This window comes from Bacillus sp. 05T31, assembly GCF_056396725.1.
This window is the reverse complement of record NZ_JBFTMA010001389.1, coordinates 1-447: the sequence shown is the minus strand read 5'-3', so window position 1 is coordinate 447 and position 447 is coordinate 1. Positions and strand designations below refer to the sequence as shown.

Here is a 447-nt window from a genome sequence, read left to right as displayed (position 1 = left end):
GAAAAGATACGATCCACACTTTTTGTTGCTTGAATAATTGCTTCGTTAATTTGCACTAAAGTTGGATTACTTGTAGCTGTTTCTGTCACTGGCGGCTGGGTAGGATCCACAATGATAGAATATGTCGTACTGGATTGATTCAACGTAGGATTTGTAGCTGGTATTGAGCCAACGATCGCTTGAAAACTAATTGTTGTCGTTCCTCCAACTGGAATTGGGTCTAAAGGAATCCCGTTATCTGGCCTAAATCCGAGTTGTGGGGTGGTATTAATTTGTACGCTATCAGGAACGAATGAAAGTTCAGGTGGTAATATATCGATAAAAACAGGTGTGTTTGCAGTTGTATTTCCGTTATTAGTGAGAGTAGTTGTATACGTAATTGTATCGCCAACAGCAGCAAATGCACTACTCGCAGTTTTTGTTGCGATAACGGAAGCAGTATTTACT

1 protein-coding gene is annotated in these 447 nt (G+C 40.0%); it reads right to left on the bottom strand.

Translation table 11 applies throughout. The features are described 5' to 3' along the window. A partial coding sequence (locus AC1DJR_RS33440) for a hypothetical protein (protein WP_477004618.1) occupies positions 1–447 on the bottom strand: 447 nt, incomplete at both ends.